This window comes from Providencia burhodogranariea DSM 19968 (genome assembly GCF_000314855.2).
GTDB classification, from domain to species: domain Bacteria; phylum Pseudomonadota; class Gammaproteobacteria; order Enterobacterales; family Enterobacteriaceae; genus Providencia; species Providencia burhodogranariea.
Genome location: NZ_KB233222.1, coordinates 2,185,893 through 2,209,384 on the forward strand (window position 1 = coordinate 2,185,893; position 23,492 = coordinate 2,209,384).

The following is a 23,492-nucleotide window of genomic DNA, read 5'->3' on the forward strand; positions in this document are numbered from 1 at the left end:
AACCTTAACACGCATGCACGTATATTCACTTATAGTATTTTCGCAATGAAAATTATCAAGACAAAAAATGATTTTATTCATAAAACAAGATTCGCGTCACATTAATTAATCAATGGGATTAAATTAACCATTAATTATAGAAATTATATTTCATTCTTAATTAATATATAATTATTGATAAATAAAAATTATTACAACCAATTAATAAACCCTATTAATTGATTGTTCTTCCAAAATTATCTAATTTTCAGTAAGTTAATTTTTTGGCTTTATTAATATGGCTTATTGGTTTTATTTTGGTTTTTTATCCATTTAACACTTTTAATATAAAAATCAACATTAATAAAATTTAAATAGCGATTTTTTTAATCTTTATTTAAATTTCATAATTACGTTTTAAAAATACGCCCATGTCAGCCTAATTTGCTAAGCTGATATATGAATCGAATAATATTTTCTTAAAATATCGTATGGGTGAACATGTTCACATAATAAAATTCACATGAAAATAGAGAAAAAAATGAAGCAACCGCAAAATCATCTCGATAACAACCAACAAGAAGGTTGGCGTACATTACTTACAGGGAAAAATCTTTGTTTCACACTTGCGTTATCAGGTGGTATTTGCCTTCATGCTATCAACGTCTATATCACCATAACCACTCTACCTTCAGTTGTACGCGATATTGGTGGGATTGATTTTTATGCATGGAACACTACATTATTTATTCTTTCATCCATTATTTTATCAGCATTAACTTCGCGAATTCTTAACCACTTAGGTCCTCGGAAAAGCTATATGTTTGCCACCGTGATTTTTCTAATCGGAACAATTATTTGTGCCGTCACCCCCTCTATGCCTGTTATGTTGCTTGGTCGGATCATTCAAGGCGCTGGTGGTGGAATACTACTGACTTTATCTTACTCAATGGTACACATTGTATTCGAACAACACCTGTGGTCTAGGGTTATTGCCATGATGTCGAGTATGTGGGGAATGGCGACATTACTAGGACCTGCTCTTGGTGGTATGTTTGCTGAATATGATGTTTGGAGAGGCGCTTTTTGGTGTTTAGCTATCGTTGGAATACCCTATTTATGGTTAACATGGCAAGTTTTACCCACCCTAAATTCTAATAAACAATGCACTCCAGAACCTGTTCCCTTACAAGCCCTTTTAATACTCTCTTGTGCCGTGCTAGCCATCTCTTTCGGGAGTTTAAGCCAAGATAAACAGATCCCTATTATCGGAATGATAATCGCTATTTTATTGTGTATACGTTTGGCTGTAATCGAGCGTCGTGGTTTCAATACAATTTTTCCTAGTAGAACATTTCATTTTTCTAGTCAATTAGCTCCCATCTATTTAACTATGGCGTTATTGGGGCTTAGTGTTCAAACAGAGGTGTTCGTTCCCTATTTTTTCCAAATATTGCATGGTATTAATCCACTACTTTCAGGTTACTTAGCCGCTCTCGTTGGTGCTGGGTGGTCTAGTGCTGCCATTGTGACATCCTCTTTAAAACCCTCCATCACAATCAAAGTTATTCGCATAGGCCCACTGCTCACTTTCATCGCCTTAATAACCCTTGCATTATTCATGACAAATATTGTTTATATTGAAGAGTTTCAAATATGGATTATATGCATAGCATTATTTATGACAGGAGCAAGCATTGGCGCAGCTTGGCCACATTTGCTTACACGAGTATTGCTCGTATCTGCCGAAAATGAATCACAAAAAGCTTCTTCAGCGATCACTACATTACAACTGTTTTCCACCGCTTTTGGCGCATCTTTGGCTGGCATGATAGCTAACCTTTCAGGATTATCTTCCCCTGGAGGCATAACAGGTACACAGTCGGCTTCAATTTGGTTATTTTTGCTATTTTCTCTCGTACCTTGCTTGGCACTTATTACAGCTAATATTGTTGCAAATCAAATTAATTCACAAGCTGACTAATAGTACAAAAAATTTGCCGTTGTAAACGGTCAAGCATACTCTGATGCGACCTCAATACCATAACAATAATATTAATTTAATTAGCATAATAACCAGTTTAAAAAGACCGTAATATTATTGTTCACGGCCTGTTTAATTTTCTAAATTAGCAACACGTTGTTCTTCTAGTATTTTTCAAATAATGGTTGAATTTTTTTCGGATCCTTAGTTTGTGTCAATGCTAGTTGGAGCAAAACACGTGCTTTTTGTGGGTTTAATCTTTCTGAGGCAACGAATCCATACAAATTATCATCAACTTCAGCGTTACGCGTTGTATAGCCTGTTGGAACACGGCTCGCACGAACCACAACAATATTATCTTTAGCCACTGTCGCTAATGCTTCAAAGATAGCTTTATACATGTTTCCATTACCAACACCTGCGCTCACAATTCCTTCTACACCTTCATCGCGTAATGCTTTGACCGGTGCCGCTGAAGCATTTGCATAATTATAAACAATGCCAACTTGTGGTAATTTTTCTAGCTTACTGACATCGAAAGCTGCTTTATTTTCGCGAGGTTCAGCAGGCTTATAAAAAGTAACTTTACCATCATGGATAAAACCTTGAGCCCCTGCATTAACAGCATCAAAAGCTTGCACTTCAGTCGTGCTCATTTTAACCACATCACGTCCATGCACCACTTTATTATTCATCGCAATTAAAACCCCGCGCTCGCCTGCCGACTTATCTGTTGCAAGCACCACGGCATTATAAAGATTAAGAGGGCCATCAGCACCCAGTGCAGTTGAAGGACGCATTGCACCAACTAATACAATCGGCTTTTGACAAGCCGTCGTTAAATCAAGAAAAAAAGCTGTTTCTTCTAAAGTATCAGTACCATGAGTAATCACAAACCCATCGGTTTTGTCGCACTCTTGGTTAATCTTTTTAGCGAGAGTTAACCAGACTTGGTCATTCATATCTTGTGAACCAATATTCACCAGTTGTTCACCATTGAGATTGGCAATTTTTTTAACATCAGGCACTGCATTAATTAAAGCATCAATTCCTACTTTACCGGCTTGATAACTAGAGGACGTTGCAGAGTCACCTCCTCCAGCAATAGTTCCTCCCGTTGCTAATACCGTAATATTCGGTAAAGCAAACGCTGATGCCGTACAGAATGAGATAACTGTCGCCAATAATACTTTATTACTACTTTTCATCTTATAGCCTCTATTTATATAAACTGTAGTTATTATGTGGAATTAGAGCAGTATTTCCGTGATGCCTCTATATTTTTTCGGCAAAACTATTAACTTTCAGATGATTTGTAATGTTTAGAATAAAAAGCGTGAGCAGGCTCCGAAAAATCCGTATTATAGGCCACCTATACACTCTATTAACAAGTGACTGACAATGAGCCAAACATTTATTCCTGGCAAAGATGCCGCCCTTGAAGTTTCCATCGATGCATTTCAAACTAAATTGAAAAAGCTGGGATTTGATATTGAAGAAGCCTCTTGGCTGAACCCTGTTCCTAATGTTTGGTCAGTCCATATTAGGGATAAAGAGTGCCCGTTATGCTTTACCAATGGCAAAGGAGCAAGTAAAAAAGCAGCGCTCGCTTCAGCACTTGGTGAATACTTTGAACGTTTATCGACTAACTATTTCTTTGCTGACTTCTATTTAGGCAAATCTATCGCCGAAGGTGATTTTGTTCACTATCCGAATGAAAAATGGTTCCCATTAACCGAAGATGACAGTTTGCCTGAAGGTATTTTAGATGCTCGTTTACGTAAATTCTATGATCCTGATGATGCGCTTGCTAGCAGCCAATTAATTGATTTACAGTCTGGTAATGAAGAACGTGGTATCTGTGCACTTCCTTTTACTCGCCAATCTGATAACCAAACTGTTTACATTCCAATGAATATCGTTGGTAACTTGTATGTTTCGAATGGTATGTCTGCGGGTAACACGGCAAACGAAGCCCGTGTCCAAGGCCTATCTGAGGTTTTTGAACGTTTCGTTAAAAATCGTATTATTGCAGAAAGTATCAGCCTTCCGACTATTCCTAATGAAGTCATGGCTCGTTACCCAAGTGTTGTCGAAGCGGTTGAAACACTTGAAAAAGAAGGTTTTCCAATCTTTTGTTACGACGCATCACTGGGCGGTCAATTCCCGGTTATCTGTGTTGTTCTATTTAATCCACAAAATGGGACTTGTTTTGCCTCTTTTGGTGCCCACCCAGATTTTGGTGTCGCCTTAGAGCGTACAGTAACAGAGCTGTTGCAAGGTCGTGGACTAAAAGACCTCGACGTGTTCAATGCACCTACCTTTGATGATGAAGAAGTTGCTGAACATACTAACTTAGAAACTCACTTTATCGATTCAAGCGGCTTGATTAGCTGGGATCTCTTTAAAGATGATGCAGATTATGAATTTGCAGATTGGAGCTTCAAAGGAACGACCCAAGAAGAATTCGCAACACTGATGGCAATCTTTAACCAATTAGATGCTGAAGTCTATATTGCAGATTACAACCATTTAGATGTTTATGCATGCCGTATTTTAGTTCCGGGTATGTCTGACATCTACCCTGTCGAAGACTTGCATATCGCCAACAATGCAATGGGGGCATTTTTACGTGACACCATTATCAATCTTCCTAATAGCCAGTGGGAAAAACAGGATTACCTCGCCTTTATTGAGCAATTAGACGATGAAGGGCTTGATGACTTCACACGTGTACGCGAATTACTTGGCCTTGCCGTAGGCAAAGATAATGGCTGGAGCAATCTACGTATTGGTGAGTTAAAATCAATGTTAGCTCTGGCTGGTGGGGATCTTGAACAAGCACTAGCGTGGGTTGAATGGACACAAGATTTTAATAGCTCGGTATTCACTGCTGAGCGCGCTAACTATTATCGCTGCCTACATACATTACTGCTCTTAAGCCAAGAAGATCAACGTGACATGTCACAATACTACACGGCATTTGTACGCATGTATGGCCAAGAAGCTGTTGATGCTGCATCCGCAGCTATTGTGGGAGAATCTTGCTTCTATGGTTTATGGTCAATTGATGATGAATTAAAAGCACTTCCAGCTCACCAAGCTTTACTTGCCGCTTATGAAAAGTTGCAAAAAGCCAAGCGTGAAAATGCTTAGTCATTCCTTAAGTTATTCTTTTTTAGATAATGGCCTTCGGGCCATTATCTTTATATAAGTTAAATTAATTAAATACACACTGTTTTTTGCAATAATTAAACAACAATTCACCTAATTTATTTACGTCATATCTACGTAAATACTTATATCCTAAAAAAAATTAATAAAATTTAAAATTTATTTATTACTTTATAATCAACTAGATACCTTGACATTTAACTTTTAAGCAACAATCATTCATGGTTTCTTACCCGAGTTAATGATCCATATCAATTTTCTGGTTTACCCCGTTTGTTACTATTGTTGCGTGCTATAATTAATCAACTTTATAAGAGAGTGTTAGTATGAAAGCTGACAACCCTTTTAATCTTTTGCCCCCGGCTGTAATGGCTCAAGTTGCAGATGATGCTGGTGTTTACAAAGCTAACAAACATCCTGCAATTACATATATGTCAGCATTCACTGCTGGTATCTTTATCTCAATCGCGTTTGTTTTCTACATTACAGCGACCACGGGTGCACAAGCGGCTCCATTTGGTTTTATGAAACTCATTGGAGGCATATGCTTTTCTCTAGGGTTAATGTTAGTTGTTGTCTGCGGTGCTGACCTTTTTACTTCGACTGTGCTCACTATTGTGTCAAAAGCGACGGGCAGAATCACTTGGGGGCAGATGTTCCTAAATTGGTTTAATGTATATATTGGTAATTTTTTTGGTGCACTATTTTTTGTTGCTTTGATTTGGTTTGCTAGCCAATATACGGCTGCAAATGGTCAATGGGGATTAAATGTTCTACAAACTGCTGACCATAAACTTCATCACACATTTATTGAAGCGGTCTGTTTAGGTATTTTAGCTAACTTAATGGTTTGCTTAGCGGTTTGGATGAGTTACTCAGGTCGTAGCCTTGCTGATAAATTATTGGCGCTTGTGCTCCCTGTTGCCATGTTCGTTGCTAGTGGTTTTGAGCACAGCATCGCAAACATGTTTTTGATTCCATTGGGGATCATGATTAAAGAATTTGCTCCTGTTGAATACTGGACTCAAATCGGTGTTTCACCAGAACAGTTTTCTCATTTGACCGTAGGCAATTTTATTACAGACAACCTAATACCAGTAACTATCGGTAATATCATTGGCGGCGCACTTTTAGTCGGCCTAATTTATTGGTTCATGCATCTACGTAGTGGCAAAAATATAAATAGCCACTAATACACACGAAACGATTTATTAAGATCCTTAAAAGATCCATTGTTAAAAGGTAAAAGTATCATGTCAGAATTAAATGAAAAATTCGCTTTAGCATGGCAAGGTTTTAACCAAGGTAACTGGCAGGGTGATGTTGATGTACGTGACTTTATCCAGAAAAACTATACTCCATATGAAGGTGATGAATCTTTCTTAGCAGGCTCAACCCCAGCAACTGATAAGTTGTGGGAAAAAGTCATGGAAGGCATCAAAATCGAAAACCGCACTCACGCACCTGTTGATTTTGACACTGACGTTGCGTCAACGATTACTTCACATGATGCTGGTTACATTACCAAAGATTTAGAACAGATCGTTGGTCTGCAAACTGATGCTCCTCTGAAACGTGGTCTTATCCCATTCGGTGGGATCAAAATGGTCGATAGTTCATGTAAAGCTTATGACCGTATTTTAGATCCTAGCCTGAAAAAAACATTCACTGAATTCCGTAAAACCCACAACCAAGGTGTTTTCGATGTCTATACCCCAGACATCCTAAAATGCCGTAAATCAGGCATCTTAACAGGTCTGCCTGATGCATACGGCCGTGGTCGTATCATCGGTGACTACCGTCGTGTTGCACTGTACGGTATTGATTTCCTGATGAAAGATAAATTTAACCAATTCAATTCTTTGCAAGCTAGATTAGAGCAAGGTGAAGATCTGGAAATGACTATCCAATTGCGCGAAGAAATTGCTGAACAGCATCGTGCATTGGGTCAAATTAAAGAAATGGCTGCAAAATATGGTTATGACATTTCAGCACCAGCAACTAACGCAAAAGAAGCCGTTCAGTGGACTTACTTCGGCTATTTAGCGGCAGTTAAATCACAAAACGGCGCAGCAATGTCATTTGGCCGTGTTTCAACATTCTTAGATGTTTATATTCAACGTGATATTAATGCGGGTCATCTGACTGAACAAGAAGCTCAAGAGCTGATTGACCATTTAGTCATGAAATTGCGTATGGTACGTTTCCTGCGTACGCCTGAATATGATGAGCTGTTCTCTGGTGACCCAATCTGGGCAACAGAATCACTGGCGGGTATGGGTCTTGATGGTCGTACCCTAGTCACTAAGAATACTTTCCGTTTCTTGAACACACTATACACTATGGGCCCTTCTCCAGAGCCTAACATGACTATCCTGTGGTCAGAAAAACTGCCTATTAGCTTTAAAAAATATGCAGCGAAAGTTTCTATCGATACATCATCAGTTCAATATGAAAATGATGACCTAATGCGCCCTGACTTCAATAGTGATGACTACGCTATTGCATGTTGTGTGAGCCCAATGATTGTTGGTAAACAAATGCAGTTCTTCGGTGCTCGTGCAAACTTAGCGAAAACTATGCTGTATACCATCAATGGTGGTATTGATGAAAAAATGAAAATGCAAGTAGGTCCTAAACATGCCCCAATCCTAGACGAAGTTCTTGACTTCGACATAGTGATGGATCGTATGGACCACTTCATGGACTGGCTTGCAACACAATATGTCACTGCATTGAACATCATCCACTATATGCATGATAAATATAGCTATGAAGCTGCACTGATGGCTCTACATGACCGTGATGTATATCGTACAATGGCTTGTGGTATCGCAGGTCTGTCTGTTGCAGCTGACTCACTGTCTGCTATTAAATACGCAAAAGTTAAACCAATTCGTGATGAAGATGGTATTGCAATTGACTTTGAAATCGAAGGTGAATACCCACAATTCGGTAATAACGATTCTCGTGTAGATGATATCGCTTGTGACTTAGTTGAACGTTTCATGAAGAAAATTCAGAAACTGCATACTTACCGCAACGCAGTACCAACTCAGTCTATCCTGACAATCACGTCTAACGTGGTTTATGGTAAAAAAACGGGTAACACTCCAGATGGTCGTCGTGCTGGTGCACCATTCGGACCAGGTGCAAACCCTATGCACGGTCGTGACCAAAAAGGTGCTGTTGCTTCACTGACTTCTGTTGCTAAACTGCCGTTTGCTTACGCGAAAGATGGTATCTCTTATACCTTCTCTATCGTACCAAATGCGTTAGGCAAAGATGATGATGTCCGTAAAGCGAATTTGGCAGGCCTGATGGATGGATATTTCCATCATGAAGCATCAATTGAAGGTGGCCAGCACTTGAACGTCAACGTAATGAATCGGGAAATGTTACTTGATGCGATGGAAAACCCTGAGAAATATCCACAGTTGACCATTCGTGTTTCTGGTTATGCAGTGCGCTTTAATTCATTGACTAAAGAACAACAGCAAGACGTTATTACTCGTACTTTTACCAGTTCAATGTAATAATTAGCAATTAAAATAATATAAATAAAAGCCCCGGACTCATGGGGCTTTTTCAGAACTAAACCCGAATAATTTAAATTTTTGATTGTAAGTCATTGATTGTAAGTAGTTACTAAAATCGTAAATAGCTACATATATAGTCAAATCAGTCAGTCAATTCAACTGCAATTTGAAGTATAACGGGTATTTTTGGAGTTCCTGCTATGTCTATATTAGGTCGTATCCACTCTTTTGAATCCTGCGGGACCGTTGATGGCCCAGGCATACGATTTATTGTCTTCTTTCAAGGCTGTTTAATGCGTTGTCTGTACTGCCATAACCGTGATACGTGGGATACACATACGGGTAAAATGGTCACCGTAGATGAGCTAATGAAAGAAGCTGTCACATATCGCCATTTTATGAATGCGACTGGAGGCGGTGTAACTGCATCCGGTGGTGAAGCTATTTTGCAGGCTGAGTTTGTCCGTGATTGGTTCCGAGCTTGTAAAGAGCAAAATATTAATACTTGCCTTGATACAAATGGGTTTGTTCGTCGCTATGACCCTGTTATTGATGAGTTAATAGATGCTACAGACTTAGTGATGTTAGATTTAAAACAACTTAATGATGAGATTCATCAGGTACTGGTGGGTGTTTCTAATCATCGTACACTTGAGTTTGCTCGCTACCTTGCAAAACGTAATCAAAAAACGTGGGTACGGTATGTCGTTGTTCCGGGGTGGAGTGATGATGACCACTCAGTTCATCTATTAGGTGAATTCACTAAGGACATGAAAAATATCGAGAAAATTGAATTGCTCCCTTACCATGAATTAGGTAGACATAAATGGGAAACGATGGGTGAGGAATACAAGCTTGCTGATGTTACCCCCCCCTCAAAAGAGATCATGGAACGTGTGAAAGGCATACTTGAGAGCTATGGCCACAACGTCATGTATTAATAGATTAGCTAGGCTCTGCCCTCGTGTAGAGCCTACACTCCCCCATAAAAATATTCATTCCAATTCCAGCAATAAATATATCCATTACTGTTCATCGAAAAACAATTCAAGATGTATGAAGTGATCCTAACATTGTTATAAATACATTCGAGCCTCTGAATAAAAAATACTATTCACAATGTTCGGCATGCAAATTGAAGTATTTCTTTAAGAATTGATCGCAGGTTAGATTCCTATTTAAATAGTAATAAATTGCCCGTTAATTTATTAATTTTACTTTTATTACCAACCAAACCAATTGCTGCTAATTGAATATCCTGATCTTGAGTGTTCGTTAGCTTTTGAGCATAATCATCATAATTTTTACACGATTGAGCAATTAAACTAAACGGTAGAATATAAATACCTTCAAGCTTAGAGCAGTCTTTTTGTATTTTTTTATTATATCATTTGTCGTTTTTAATATTGGTAATGAGGATGAAATAACGCCGGGATAATCAACACCATCGACACTTATTAAATCTTTACCAATAAGTTGTTTAATTTCATTGCCAATTCCAACACCAATAATACTCGCTGCATTAATAGCAAGGCCAAGGGGTAAATTTTGATTAATTATAATCACACAACGATCTACAGAAGCATCAAACTGCATAGTTCCCTCTTTAATTTTCAAATTATATATTGATATATTGCTAAAGTGACTATCCACTCTAGCGTGAGCTTGTGATGATTATGTCATTAATAAACAGAAAGTTGTTACCTATCTCATCTGTTTTAGGCTATGATTTGGAATAAATTAACCTATTAATAATAATAGTAAGCAAGGAAATGTCTAATATGGCAATAAATAAGACAGAAATCAAAATTCTTAAACTACTGCAAGATGATGCCCGCATTACCAATCAAGTACTCGCAGATAAAGTAGGTATGTCTGCCTCACCTTGCTGGCGACGAGTGAGAAAGCTGGAAGAAGATAATATTATTCAAGGCTATCGAGCGATCCTTAACCGTAAAAAAATAGGTTTAGGTGTCATGGTGTTTGTTCGAGTAACTATTGATAGTCACAGTGAAACCGAAGCTAAAAAATTCGAGCAAGAAGTTAGTGAATTAGAAAATGTAGTATCTTGCTATAGTATCGGTGGTGATGCCGACTTTTTATTGCAGGTCGTCTCTCATGATTTAGACTCTTATGCAGACTTTGCTATGTCGGTCATCCGCCGCCTCCCTGGTATAAAAGAAATGCAAAGTATGTTTGTACTAAAAGAAATTAAACCATTAGTTTCTTATCCCGTTACAAAAATTAATTCATCTTTAGACTAATAATATAAAACGTAACTCATTAAAATTTAATTTAGTTGGTAAGTAAAACTATCCTCATACAGTCTAAGAGTATAATTAAGATACCAGGCTCGCACTAAAAACAGTGATATATCATATATTCTAAGAATAGTTTTATGTTATAAAAAATATCTTACCTATATTAATATCATCTTAATCTCACCCTTGTATGTTGTATTTTTTTATTTATCTTGAATTCGACTCATATTTATTAAATCTGTTTATAAAATACTTTATATCTATAGCATTTTTTATAAAAATCATAGATAACCATCATTAGTTTATCTAATAATGATGACCTATTGAGTTCATATTCAGGATCTAAATTAATTTAAATGTTATTTTTTATGATTTATTATCCAATATATCGACTTATAATTTTGCTTTGGGAAATCAATACCTTAATTAAGAGTATAAAACTTACCAGAATAGTCTGCTTTAATTTTTTCCCATTTTAGATCATACTTAGCAAGATTTGATTTTTTATTTAAAGTATTTATACATAATAATATATAGCTAACTCACTACTAACGGACTATTTCTCCATCATGAACAATGAAAACTTCAATGCGCAGAACACACCAACCCCTTCTGCAAACGAATATAATCAAACTGATAACTCAGTGTTTCTACCCGAGCCACGTGCAGTTGATGCAGGTGAAGGCATTAATTGGATTAGCCAATCTTGGGCAATCGTTAAAGAAAAACTGGGAATGTGGGTACTGATCAATATTATTTTCTTCGCTTTCATTCTTATCGTCTCAATGATCCCATTTGTGAACTTTTTCGTTAGCTTTCTGACACCAATCCTAATTGGTGGCATTATTGTGATTTGTGAAAAACAACGTAAAACCGGCGAAGTGGATATTGGTTCATTATTTGCTGGTTTCCAGCAAAAATTTGGTGCTCTTTTTGCTGTGGGTGCGATTAATTTCGGTGTAACGCTGATTGGCATGATTATCGCACTAATGATTGGTGGTACTGCTGTACTTGGAGCGGTTATGGAAATGAATGAGTATGGAACAATATCTCCAGATGTCGTTATGGCATTAAGTGGTTCATTCTTCTATATTTTCATTATAATGGCTATCGCAAGTTTATTAGCAGCTGCAATGACTTGGTTTGCACCAGCACTTATCATGAACCATGATTTTAAAGTCGGTGCAGCTATTTCAGCTAGCTTGAAAGCTGTCTCTAAAAATATCCTTCCCGGTATTCTGTTCTTTATCGTAATGGCTATTATTTTAGTTATTTCAGCAATTCCATTAGGATTAGGTTTGTTGATCACCATGCCTATTATGTACGTTGGTTATTATACTAGCTATCGCAGTATCTTCTTTGCACATGATAATAAAGCACAACAAAACTCAATCGTTGAGTAAATTATTAACTAAAAATACTCAAGGTGCATATAGGTAATACAATCTATGTGACTTGTGTATAACTGATAAATAATGATTAAAAATACCCAGCACGTTGTGTGACTGGGTATTTTTTTGATTTAAATAAAACGCTAAGCAAATAAATCTGCTCTCAGCTTCTGATGTTCAGAAAATGCATTCATTTTCTGCTTTTCACTCATCACATCACCTTTTTATATTCTTGTTTAATCACTCTTCTGCGAAACACGAGTGTTTTTTAAAACTCTTGTAAGTTTAGTGTATCAATGACGTGAAACACTAATTCAAAAAAAGAAACACTAAAAAACAAGGTAAAACAGTATCAACTATCATATTGTTTTATAAGAATAATATAAAGTTGGCACGAAACATGCTCTATATGACAAGCAACCAGAGTTTAAAAATATTACCCGAGTTAAATAGCAAATATTCGCTTTCAAAGCTCAAATCAGAATTATAAGGGGATCAGCAAAGTATGAAGTGTACCGTTGTGATTGTTACACATGGAAAGTTAGCGAATGAGCTATTAGAAACCAGCCGTATGCTTATAGGCGATCAAGAAGATGTGATGACCTTAGACTTTTTACCCGATGAAAATATGGAAGGCTTAATCAAAAAAATAACTAAGGCTATTGAAACCTTACCCACGGTAGTTCCTATCTTGATACTTGTGGACATGCTATCAGGTAGCCCATTTAATGCCTCAACCTTTATTGTAAAAAATAGGCCAGGAACTCGAATAATACCCGGAGTTAATATTCCTATGTTGCTCAATATTTTACTTGAACGTTCCGAAGTTGAAAATTTAGATGAACTTGTTGAGTTAGCAGTAACCGTCGGAAAAAATGCGATAAAACCACTATAACAAAATGGAGATGTATTATGTCTAATATTTCACTATTACGTATTGACGATAGATTAATTCATGGTCAAGTTATGACGGGATGGGTTAAACATTTAAATGCATCAAAAATTATCATTATTGATAATGAATTAGTTAATGATGATTTTATGATTTCAGTATTAGAAATGGCAGTGCCAAGTCATATGCAGTTAAATATCTATTCTGTAGATAATGCAGTATCAATTTTAAAAAATATTCAAAATGATGGACGAGATGACCAAATTATTATCTTAGTTAAAAGTCCGCTACCTGTTTGGGAGTTGATCAAACAAGATGTTAATTTCGATACACTTACTGTTGGTGGTATGGGAGTGAATGAAAATAGAACAAAATTATATCGTAATCTAGCTGCATCACAATCAGAAAGAGAGGCCTTTAGAGAGATAAGCAAAACGGGTTTACCTATCTTAATACAAGTTATACCAAATGATAACCCGAGTGATTTATTACAACACTTATAATATTAATAATAAAAATATCTGATCCTACACTGAAGGATAATAACCATGTTAATCCCAGCAATATTAGTTATGTTAATTGCGACAATTACCAACTGGTGGGGTATGCATTTAATAACCCGCTCTTGGATCTATCCAATTATATCCGGGTTTTTAGTTGCAATTGCATTAGGCGATCCTATTGAAGGAATGAAAGCCGCAGCTTATATCAACTTAGCCTATTTAGGCTGGATGACTGTTGGCGGGACCATGCCAGGAAACTTACCTGTCGCATCTGTATTTGGAACAGCAATGACAATATTAAGTGGTGCTGAACCTTCCACTGCTGTTGTATTTGCCGTGCCATTTTCTTTATTAGGTATCCTCACATTCCAAGCTGCAATGAGTATTAATGCATTATGGGTTCATAAAGCCGAGACCATGCTAAATAATGGGAATATAACTGGCATGCGGATTATGAACTATGTTCCATCATTCTTTGTTGCACTAATTTTAGTCGGAATTCCAGCTTTCTGCATGGTTTACTTAGGTGCAGATTTTATGAAGAGCATGCTATCACAAATACCAAAAAGCCTTGTTGAAGCATTCCAAGTTATCGGTGGTATTATGCCTGCACTCGGTATCGCAATGCTTGTATCGTTCTTAGGAAAGAAACATTTAATGCCATTTTTCTTCCTTGGTTTCTTCCTAGTTGCATTCCTAAAAATAGATATTATGGGTATCGCTGTATTTGCCATTATTGCAGCAGTTATCATGAATATGGATTTAAAACCATCTGTAAATAAAGAATAAATAAGAGGTGGATATAATGAGTAATATAGCAGAAACTGATGTAATCATAAAGAAACAGTCACTCACAAAAATCGAATTATTAAAAGCTTGGGCATTAAATTATTCTTCTGAAGCTTGTTATAACTATGAACGTTTACAAGCATTAGGACAAGCCAACGCCATGGTGCCTGTCATTCGGAAATTATATCCAAATGACAAAGAGAGTCAGGTTAGAGAATTAAAGAAATATCTCAACTTCTTTAATACAGAACCCTCATTTTGCGGTACGGTAATTACAGGTGTTTCTTCTGCAATGGAAGAACAACGTGCGAATGGCGCGGATATTCCTGCTAATACTATTACATCATTGCGCTCTGGATTAATGGGACCTGTCGCAGGTATCGGTGATACGATTCAGGCCATTGTCTATTCTATTCTAGCGGCAATTGCATGTAACTTAGCTATACAAGGTAATATAGCTGGTCCTATCATATTTGAGGTCGCCTATAAATTTATCATGATATTCTGTAGTTTAAATATGTTCTTTTTAGGTTATAAAAAAGGCCGAACAGTTATTCTCGACCTATTAAAGAAAGGATTAATTGATAAATTAACCAATGCATTTGGCTTAATTGGTCTTATGGTAGTTGGTGGTATGGCTGCAGCTCGAGTTGATGTAATGACACCAGCCACAATTAACATCAATGGTATTGATATTGTATTCCAAGATATTTTAAACACCTTATTACCGTCACTGATCCCTTTATTAATTACTATTTCAATTCTGAGAATGATCAGAAAAAAAATGAAACCAAATACGGTTATTGCGATTATTTTCATCTTTGGTATCGCAACCTCTTATCTTGGGCTACTAGCTGTACCAGGTGCAGCTTAAGCTTCTAATTTAAACTTTATACCTTAATTAATTTAAATTATACGATATAAATAAACAAAGCATTATCTGATGATAAAACCCAAGTCATAAAAATGACATTTTGACTTGGGTCGCTGAGTTCTATCAATATCCATGCAACTTAAAGTATGACGGGTATATATCTTCAATTCAGATCTTGGAGTTTATATGAAAGTTTTATCATTAACCCAATTAGGGCAATTTGAATTACAAGAACGTGAAAAACCTACCGCTGGTGCTGGTGAAGTATTACTTAAAGTTTGTGCCGCTGGCGTATGTGGCTCTGATATTCCAAGAGCATTTGTTAATGGTCCTTACCATTATCCGTTAGTATTAGGTCATGAATTTGCAGGACAAATCGAAGCTGTTGGAGATGGCGTTGATGGTGTGTTGATCGGCAGAAAAGCGGCAATCTTCCCATTAATACCTTGTAATGAATGTCAATTTTGCCATGAGCACCACTATGCTAAATGTACAAACTACAGCTATTTTGGTTCTAGACAAGACGGTGGCTTTAGTGAGTACGTCGCAATACCTGAATTCAATTTAATTCTGTTAGATGATAAGACAGATCTGCGTGAAGCGGCCATGCTTGAACCTGCAGTTGTTGGATTGCACGTCATGCGCAGAGCACATTTAGATTTAAATGATAATGTCGTTATTTATGGCGCGGGTCCCATTGGGATCATGGTTGCTCGCTGGGCGAAAATCTATGGTGCGAATAAAGTACTACTCGTCGATGTCGACCCGAAAAAAATTGATTTTTGCAAAAAACTCGGTTTTAACTTGGTATGTAATGCAAGGGAAACAGACCCCGTACAATGGGTACTCGATAATACGGATAGCCATGGTGCTGATGTTTGTGTCGAAGGCAGTGGCTCCTCCTCTGGATTGGTGAATTCTCTGGCATCTTGCCGTGTATATGGAAAGGTTCTACTACTTGGTAATCCGCATTCAGATATGGTTTTACCTCGCTTAGCTTATGACAAATTTATGCGTAAGGAAGCAACTATTTTAGGCGTATTCAATTCCGTTTATAAATTGAATCCACACGATGAATGGAAAGATGCCGCGGAAGCAATTCAGTCAGGTAAACTTAAAATTGATGACTTGATTACTCATACAGTAAGCATCGATGATCTCGAAAACCTGATTCAAATAATGTACAAAAATTCCGAACCTTATTGTAAAGGAATGATGGTGATGTAATGGATAAACTCTCATATATCGAGCGTGTAGATCATATCAGTCAGGAATTAAGAACTGTATTATCACACATAGATCCAGCACAAACAGATGATTATATTGCTATTATTTTAGCTTCCGACAAAATATTTGTCACCGGCGTCGGACGGGTATTATTAGCATTAGAAACGATGGTTAAACGCTTTAATCATTTAGGTATTTCAGCTCATATTGTCGGTGCGGTAAATGAACCCCCAATAAGTAAAAATGATTTGCTTATTGTAGGTTCGGGTTCTGGTGAATCTTTAATTCCTAAACACATCACTCTATGCGCTAAAAAAATTGGTGCTAAAATTGCTCACTTGACCTCTAGCCCACACAGTTCAATTGCTCAGCAATCGGACGTCATTGTCAATTTCAAATGTGGATCAAAATCTGGGGAAGGAACCTATCAATCAATTCAACCAATGACAACGTTATTTGAACAATCATTAATGGTATTTGGCGATATTATTTGTTTAGAATTAATGCAATTAAAAGAATTGTCATATGCTGACGTCAGTAAGAATCATGCTAATCTAGAGTAGCACTACGTTTTATAATCATCGAGAATGCGGGCAAACCCTCTAGGTCTGCCCGTATTATTTATTCAGATTCAATCATATCAATAATATAAAACAGTTCATCATCACTTAATTTAGCACCAATTTTTTCTTCAAGTAAATAATTAGCATGTTGATAAATTTTAAATAACTGACTATCCATCAATTTTTGTTTATTATTTTTATTATACTCAATAGATTCATGTCGAATCGATCTTTCCAGTGCTAAACAAATATGAACACAATTTTTTAGTAAATCTTTCCCAAAATCATCCAGTTCTCGCTCTTCTCTTATTTTTCGAATAAAAGACATTATAATTGGGACAATTTTCTTCGGATTTAAAAATACTAAAAAATCTTGTAAGTATTGTTCTGAAAGCTTAGTTACCGTCACTGGATTTTCATCCGATTTTCCTGTTGTAAAGCTTCTACCAATAACATTCTGAAAAGTTAATTCTCCAGCGGGTGTGAATAAATGGGCTAATGGAATATACGGTGCATCTAATTGCGGATCTATGACCCCTACTGATAATAAAACCTGATAATCGGTGAGTAAGCTGTGTTTTTCTGATAAGACTTCATCAACTGAAATATTGACGATGTGGATATCCTTTCGATTCATTTCATCTAGAATAGAGCGTAATAGATCTTGTAATTTTTTAGCGATCCCTTTCCCTGTTGAACAAATGGCCAGAATCGCTAATGGTTTTTCCGTTAATGCGAGATAATCCGGCTTATTAGCGCCATAACCTTTAAAGTGCTGTAAGCTAAAATAGATTTCATTTAAATCTGCATTCAAAATTACCGTTCTACGTAGGGCTTCGATCACTAAAGGAGTGGAAACCATATCTAATGTTTTGACAGGAATATTATATTCTTGTTCGATTATCTCACCAGCTTGCAATAAGGAGCCCATATCAACCAGTAATAAAAAACCTTTTGCATTTTCGGTCGATATAATGGTTCCTTTGATTTTATCTATAGCTTGATTTGGACGAATATCCAGTGGCATATCTACGGCTGTTATATTCTGTTCGCCAATTAATTTTTTAGCGATATCTGCCATGTTACTCGCAATTTTTTCACCGTGAGTGGCAACAATAATATGTATGACTTTCCCTCGTTCATGAACAACAAGAGATGATAACAAAATAGTGAGGTAAGCAACCTCATCATCATTAATCGAAACATTAAAATCACTTTGAAGCCGTGTTTTGATGGTCTGAGCAGAACCATATTCTTTAAATTTATCGATGGCATAACGACGAGTCCAAGTATTCACACGGTAAGTTTGTGGATTGTCGATAATATTCTGTAAATGATAGCCAAATAAATAAACAAATCCGTTGCCTAACTCTTTACCAAGTTGCAACGTAATCTCAGCTTGTAATGAATAACAGAAATTAAGTATTTTACTATCGATGCCATGATCAAAATTATCTTTGCTATTTTGAATGTTAAATGACAAGAAATTATTAAGTTCAGATGTAATATAGCGATTAACTTGTTGGATATCGAATTTTTGGTCTAAGATAAAATTCATTCTATTATCAATGAATTCATAAACCTTAAAAGGCGTATCATGCTTAGTTAAATCGATATAGCTGTCATTTGATAATTGATAATGTGGACTATCTGGTGATACATGAATACCATCACCAATTGCTCGCTTTATTTTAGATTGATAGTCATTGTCACGCTCTAGGTTAAAAACGCCCATTTTCGTGGTCAATTCTAGTGCTTCAAAGTTTACATTTATATGATTTTCATGAGCACTTTTATCAATAAAAAATTGAGCACATACAGATTGTATGGTGGACTTTAATTTGCCAATATTGCCAGTAAATGAAGAACCCACAATAGCTTTGACACTTTCTGGGTCAAGCGATACTGCACAGTTAATTCGTTTAGATTCAATCTCTACGAGGAATTTAACCAGCTCAATTTGATCTTCTGGTGTTCGTTGGGCGAGATTAGGAAGATGTATCGTAATCGGGATACGTCTTAAAAAAGTTGATAACAGTGCTGAGCTAGGTTCTTCAGTGGTTGCACAGACGAGTAATATTTCAGATTCTCTATGGCGTTTTGTCTCACCTAAGAAGCCGTATGTCCCCGTATCCATAAAATAAAAGATCATCTCCTGACCTTCTGGGGGTAACCGGTGTACTTCATCTAGGAATAACATTCCGCCATTTGCTTCACTAATTAATCCTGCTTTGTCTTTATCAGCACCTGTGAATGCCCCTTTAGCATGACCAAAAATATGGGAAACAAGTAGCTGAGGATTACTTGCATAATCAGCGCAATTAAATACAATGAATGGTGCATTATCTGCCAGACGATTCATGAACACAGCGTATTTGTACATTAAAGTTGCAAAAAGACTTTTTCCTACGCCAGTATCTCCTGTTAATAAAGTATGTAACCCCTTAGGTGGGTAAATCACTGCCGCCTTTGCTTGGCTGATCTGTTTTTTTAAGCTTGAGTTATATCCTAAAAGATAATAAAAGGGATCAGGGATATTTGACTTTAAATATTCAGTTGTATTCTTTTCTACGTTTCCAATAAGTTCCTTTTTGTTCGTATGATATTGAACTGGGCGCGTATTTGTTTTATAAATTAATCCTTCATTAACCAGGATATTTAGGTAATGACTAACGTTAGCTCTTGATATTCCAGTTTGTTCAACTATTTCAATTGTCGTCGCACTTATTGAATTATTTTGCGTTAATTCAATCACTTTTTCCAATATTCTATCTTTCCTACTCATATACAAAGTGTTTCCTATAGTAATATTTTTATTGATGGGGCACTTAGTGATATAAATTTGGTTTTTAATAAAAAATTAAAATATAATAAAACTTGAAGATTAATAAAGATATAAAATCTATTACTAATATAATTCATGTCGTATCTAAATGACAAGTGATGCTATCCACAAAGTATTAATAATATGATAAAACAAATCTAATTGAAAATAATCAATATCAAAATAACGTGGAGTATGATGTCCATATATCGAAATCAGTAAATTAGACATAAAAAATGAGGTAATTAAATTTACGCTATAAACAAAATAAAGTTAATATTATACTTAAATAATAGTTGCATTTTTATTTAACTAATATTCAAATTTAATGTTAACTTTTTAAAATATTTCTTGATAATTTAAAAACAAAAAATAAAAAACCGCCACTGCAATAGTGACGGTTATATTCATAATTAATTATGACGCGATGATTAGCCTATATACTCTAGACCTTTCATATATGGTCGAAGAACTTCAGGCACTTCGATGCGACCATCTGCTAATTGGTAGTTTTCAAGCACAGCAACTAATGTGCGCCCAACAGCAAGACCTGAACCGTTCAGTGTATGAACAAGCTGAGGTTTTTTATCATTCTTGCCACGGAAACGAGCTTGCATACGACGCGCTTGGAAATCCCACATATTAGAACATGAAGAGATCTCACGGTAAGTATTTTGAGCCGGTAACCAAACTTCTAAGTCATACGTCTTACGTGAACCGAAACCAATATCACCCGTACAAAGAATAACTTTACGATACGGTAGATTCAGTAATTGCAGCACTTTTTCTGCATGCCCCGTTAATTCTTCCAGCGCTTCCATCGATTTTTCTGGATGAACAATTTGCACCATCTCAACTTTATCAAACTGATGCATACGGATCAGACCGCGAGTATCTCGGCCATAAGAGCCAGCTTCTGAACGGAAGCATGGTGTATGCGCAGTCATTTTAAGTGGTAGTGCATCTTCTTCTAAAATTTCATCACGAACTAAGTTAGTGACTGGAACTTCAGCTGTCGGAATTAATGCATAGGTACTTCCAGCTTCTTCATCCAGTGGCTTAGTATGGAAAAGATCTTCACCAAATTTTGGTAATTGACCTGTACCATAAAGCGTATCATGGTTAACTAAGTAAGGAACGTACAGCTCTTGATAGCCATGTTGCTCTGTATGCAGATCTAACATGAACTGTGTAAGTGCACGATGCATACGAGCGATCTGACCTTTCATCACGACAAAACGTGCACCAGTCAATTTAACTGCTGCTGGGAAGTCTAAACCACCAGCTAATTCACCGAGGCTAACGTGATCTTTAACTTCAAAGTCATACTGGCGAGGTTCACCCCAACGTGCGACTTCAACGTTATCAGAATCATCTTTACCATCAGGAACTTCGTCATCAGGAATATTCGGTATACTTAATGCAATATCACGAATTTCTTGTTGTAGCTTATCTAGCTCCAACTTAGCGGAATCCAATTTCTCGCCTAACTGATTCACTTCCTGACGCAGTGGCTCGATATCTTCACCACGAGCCTTAGCTGCACCAATGGTTTTCGATCGCGAGTTACGTTCTGCTTGCAGGGATTCAGTTTCAACTTGTAAAACTTTGCGGCGCTCTTCTAATTCACGCAGCTTTTCCACATCAAGGGTAAAACCCCTGCGAGCCAGTTTTTCAGCAACCGCGTCTAGCTCCGTACGCAGTAAATTGGGATCGAGCATGCTTATCCTGTGATTATTGTTAGTAAATGATGGGATTCAATATAACGCGCTCCGGCGCTATACCTGTCTTACTTCAAGTTGTCGGTATGCTAATAGCATGCGGACAACTTAAATTATTTTGTACTTATATTCTAGACAATCATTTCACCTTTAGAGTGAGAATGCTTACCATATTCAAACCTTAGACTAACTCGTCTGGGTAAGTTCCTGTTTTATAGAGTATGTAAATATTACATCCCTTTACAGGCTTAAAATCCCGCATGTCTTACGGTACTCTTTGTTACCGATGCATTGATGAAACTAAATGCTGATAGCCGTTGAAGTTTAACACAAATTAGCTTAAACAACGCGCTTAATATCCCCGTACTGCAAGATGGGCTATTATGGTGCATTAGTTAACCTTACCGTATTGCCCACATTAGCGATAGCGTTTTGTTGAGCTATTTTGATCCTGCTGCGTTAACCAGTTTAATTTTTCGGCTATTTTACTTTCTAAGCCGCGATTTGTTGGCTGATAATACTGAGTATGTTGCATTTCTGGCGGAAAGTAGACTTCCCCCGCAGCATAAGCATTCTCTTCATCATGCGCATAGCGATACTCCTTCCCTGCCCCTAACTCTTTAAGTAGCTTAGTCGGTGCATTTCGTAAATGAGCAGGAACATCATAGTCAGGTTGCATTTGTGCATCAGCTAGCGCTGCTTTATAGGCGGTATAAACAGCATTACTTTTGGGAGCACAGGCTAAGTAAACAATCGCTTGTGCAATCGCTCTTTCCCCTTCTGCTGGCCCGATACGAGTGAAGCAATCCCATGCAGAAATAGCGACTTGCATGGCTCGAGGATCTGCATTACCGACATCTTCAGAAGCAATCGCTAATAAACGACGTGCGACATACAGCGGATCTCCTCCAGCGGTGATAATGCGCGCATACCAATATAGTGCAGCATCTGGCGCAGAACCGCGTACTGATTTATGTAAAGCAGAAATTAAGTCGTAATAACGATCGCCTTTGTTATCAAAACGCGCAGTACGTTCCCCACTAACCTCTTTGAGTAATTCAGCCGTTAAAACACGCTGGCCTTGGTCATTACTTTCGGCCATGTCAGCCATCATTTCTAAGAGATTGAGTGAACGCCTTGCATCACCATTAACTAACTCTGCAATTAATTTCCGAGTGCTATCAGGCAAAATAATATTTTGCCCTCCCAACCCACGAGTTGAATCACTCATTGCTTGCAATAACACTTCTTCAATATCGCTGACATCTAGAGACTTGAGTAAATAAACTCGGGCTCGAGACAAGAGCGCTGAATTTAATTCAAAAGAGGGGTTTTCAGTCGTGGCACCAATAAAGGTAATTGTGCCATCTTCAATATGTGGCAAAAATGCATCTTGTTGGCTTTTATTAAAGCGATGAACTTCATCCACAAATAAAATAGTTCGACGCCCTGCACTACGATTTTGTCGGGCTTTTTCTATTGCTTCGCGGATCTCTTTAATACCAGAGGTGACAGCAGATATTCGTTCTATATCCGCTTGAGCGTAGTGACCAATAATTTCAGCTAGCGTTGTTTTACCTGTTCCTGGAGGCCCCCACAAAATCATTGAATGTAAATGGCCCGATTTTATTGCACGAGGTAACGGTTTACCTTTGGCAAATAAATGTTTTTGACCGATATATTGTTCAAGTACCTCTGGGCGCATACGTGCAGCCAGAGGTTGAAATTCATTTTGTGAAAAATCGAGTGATAGGTTACCCACTATTTCCTC

Annotated in this window: 17 protein-coding genes and 1 pseudogene; 13 read left to right on the forward strand and 5 right to left on the reverse strand. The window is 37.1% G+C overall.

Features of this window, described 5'->3' with window-relative positions:
• The first annotated feature begins 520 nt into the window (after window positions 1-520).
• A complete protein-coding gene (locus OOA_RS09340) occupies window positions 521-1,963 on the forward strand; it encodes an MFS transporter (RefSeq protein WP_008911905.1) in 1,443 nt (480 codons plus the stop codon).
• A 164-nt stretch (window positions 1,964-2,127) separates the two neighbouring features.
• Here the strand turns inward: OOA_RS09340 and ansB are convergent, their stop codons facing one another.
• On the reverse strand, window positions 2,128-3,171 hold the full coding sequence (gene ansB, locus OOA_RS09345; RefSeq protein WP_008911906.1) for an L-asparaginase 2: 1,044 nt from the start codon (window positions 3,169-3,171) through the stop codon (window positions 2,128-2,130).
• Between the two features lie 193 nt (window positions 3,172-3,364).
• On the opposite strand from ansB, the gene ycaO reads away from it, so the two are divergent.
• The 4 genes from ycaO to pflA all read left to right on the forward strand — a co-directional run bounded on the left by ycaO (window position 3,365) and on the right by pflA (window position 9,617).
• On the forward strand, window positions 3,365-5,119 hold the full coding sequence (gene ycaO / locus OOA_RS09350; protein ID WP_008911907.1) for a 30S ribosomal protein S12 methylthiotransferase accessory factor YcaO: 1,755 nt from the start codon (window positions 3,365-3,367) through the stop codon (window positions 5,117-5,119).
• A gap of 344 nt (window positions 5,120-5,463) precedes the next feature.
• The gene (focA, locus tag OOA_RS09355; protein WP_008911908.1) at window positions 5,464-6,330 is read left to right on the forward strand and encodes a formate transporter FocA; all 867 of its coding nucleotides are present in this window, start codon (window positions 5,464-5,466) and stop codon (window positions 6,328-6,330) included.
• Window positions 6,331-6,390: 60 nt separating this feature from the next.
• The gene (pflB, locus tag OOA_RS09360) at window positions 6,391-8,673 is read left to right on the forward strand and encodes a formate C-acetyltransferase (protein ID WP_008911909.1); all 2,283 of its coding nucleotides are present in this window, start codon (window positions 6,391-6,393) and stop codon (window positions 8,671-8,673) included.
• Between the two features lie 203 nt (window positions 8,674-8,876).
• Window positions 8,877-9,617 (forward strand): pyruvate formate lyase 1-activating protein, encoded by a 741-nt coding sequence (pflA, locus tag OOA_RS09365; RefSeq protein WP_008911910.1) that lies wholly within the window; start codon window positions 8,877-8,879, stop codon window positions 9,615-9,617.
• A 233-nt stretch (window positions 9,618-9,850) separates the two neighbouring features.
• Here the strand turns inward: pflA and OOA_RS09370 are convergent.
• Window positions 9,851-10,272 (reverse strand): annotated as a pseudogene (locus OOA_RS09370) (DUF2000 domain-containing protein).
• Between the two features lie 185 nt (window positions 10,273-10,457).
• Between OOA_RS09370 and OOA_RS09375 the strand changes: the two are divergent.
• The 8 genes from OOA_RS09375 to hxlB all read left to right on the forward strand — a co-directional run bounded on the left by OOA_RS09375 (window position 10,458) and on the right by hxlB (window position 17,176).
• Window positions 10,458-10,940, forward strand: a complete 483-nt coding sequence (locus tag OOA_RS09375; protein ID WP_008911912.1) for an Lrp/AsnC family transcriptional regulator — start codon at window positions 10,458-10,460, stop codon at window positions 10,938-10,940.
• Between the two features lie 566 nt (window positions 10,941-11,506).
• The gene (locus tag OOA_RS09380; RefSeq protein WP_008911913.1) at window positions 11,507-12,340 is read left to right on the forward strand and encodes a BPSS1780 family membrane protein; all 834 of its coding nucleotides are present in this window, start codon (window positions 11,507-11,509) and stop codon (window positions 12,338-12,340) included.
• Between the two features lie 493 nt (window positions 12,341-12,833).
• On the forward strand, window positions 12,834-13,223 hold the full coding sequence (locus OOA_RS09385; protein ID WP_008911914.1) for a PTS sugar transporter subunit IIA: 390 nt from the start codon (window positions 12,834-12,836) through the stop codon (window positions 13,221-13,223).
• 17 nt (window positions 13,224-13,240) lie between these two features.
• Window positions 13,241-13,723, forward strand: a complete 483-nt coding sequence (locus OOA_RS09390; RefSeq protein ID WP_008911915.1) for a PTS sugar transporter subunit IIB — start codon at window positions 13,241-13,243, stop codon at window positions 13,721-13,723.
• 45 nt (window positions 13,724-13,768) lie between these two features.
• A complete protein-coding gene (locus OOA_RS09395) occupies window positions 13,769-14,512 on the forward strand; it encodes a PTS mannose/fructose/sorbose/N-acetylgalactosamine transporter subunit IIC (RefSeq protein ID WP_008911916.1) in 744 nt (247 codons plus the stop codon).
• Between the two features lie 16 nt (window positions 14,513-14,528).
• A complete protein-coding gene (locus tag OOA_RS09400) occupies window positions 14,529-15,386 on the forward strand; it encodes a PTS system mannose/fructose/sorbose family transporter subunit IID (protein WP_008911917.1) in 858 nt (285 codons plus the stop codon).
• A gap of 186 nt (window positions 15,387-15,572) precedes the next feature.
• Window positions 15,573-16,613 carry a galactitol-1-phosphate 5-dehydrogenase gene (locus OOA_RS09405; RefSeq protein WP_008911918.1) on the forward strand — a complete coding sequence of 347 codons (1,041 nt, stop codon included), beginning with the start codon at window positions 15,573-15,575 and terminating at the stop codon, window positions 16,611-16,613.
• A complete protein-coding gene (gene hxlB, locus OOA_RS09410; RefSeq protein WP_008911919.1) occupies window positions 16,613-17,176 on the forward strand; it encodes a 6-phospho-3-hexuloisomerase in 564 nt (187 codons plus the stop codon). The genes OOA_RS09405 and hxlB overlap by 1 nt, the downstream gene beginning before the upstream one ends.
• A 58-nt stretch (window positions 17,177-17,234) precedes the next feature.
• On the opposite strand, the gene OOA_RS09415 is transcribed toward hxlB, so the two are convergent.
• From OOA_RS09415 to OOA_RS09425, 3 genes are all read right to left on the reverse strand, one after another.
• Window positions 17,235-19,961 carry a sigma-54-dependent transcriptional regulator gene (locus OOA_RS09415; RefSeq protein WP_040690917.1) on the reverse strand — a complete coding sequence of 909 codons (2,727 nt, stop codon included), beginning with the start codon at window positions 19,959-19,961 and terminating at the stop codon, window positions 17,235-17,237.
• Window positions 19,962-20,431: 470 nt separating this feature from the next.
• On the reverse strand, window positions 20,432-21,721 hold the full coding sequence (gene serS / locus OOA_RS09420; RefSeq protein ID WP_008911921.1) for a serine--tRNA ligase: 1,290 nt from the start codon (window positions 21,719-21,721) through the stop codon (window positions 20,432-20,434).
• Window positions 21,722-22,139: 418 nt separating this feature from the next.
• Window positions 22,140-23,483, reverse strand: coding sequence for a replication-associated recombination protein A (locus OOA_RS09425; RefSeq protein ID WP_008911922.1), 1,344 nt, complete (start codon window positions 23,481-23,483; stop codon window positions 22,140-22,142).
• Window positions 23,484-23,492 lie beyond the last annotated feature (9 nt).